Source organism: Variovorax sp. E3, from assembly GCF_016082275.1.
Lineage (GTDB): Bacteria > Pseudomonadota > Gammaproteobacteria > Burkholderiales > Burkholderiaceae_C > Variovorax.
In genome coordinates this window covers 1-235 of record NZ_MOWM01000413.1, presented here as the reverse complement: position 1 = coordinate 235, position 235 = coordinate 1, and the positions used below count along the sequence as shown (strand labels likewise).

General features: G+C 71.5%; 1 pseudogene. It reads left to right on the top strand.

Going from position 1 to position 235, the window contains the following annotated elements:
- A pseudogene (locus tag BMG07_RS41160) lies at positions 1-200 on the top strand (MFS transporter); the annotation flags it as partial.
- Positions 201-235: the final 35 nt, after the last annotated feature.

Below are 235 nucleotides of genomic sequence, written 5' to 3'. Positions count from 1 at the left end.
CGGGCATTGCGCTGATCAGCACCATCGGCGGCAGCGCGGGGCTGGTGGCGCCGATGATGGTCGGCGCGCTCAAGACGCTGACGGGCGGATTCACCGTGAGCCTGTATGTGCTGAGCGGGGCGCTGGTGCTGTCGGCGCTGCTCATGCTTGTGGCCATGCCGGCAAGCGCGCTGGGCATGCGGGCGCAGTCCGGGCACTGATGAAGCCCAGCACTGCCGGCGTGCGCGGCGGCCGG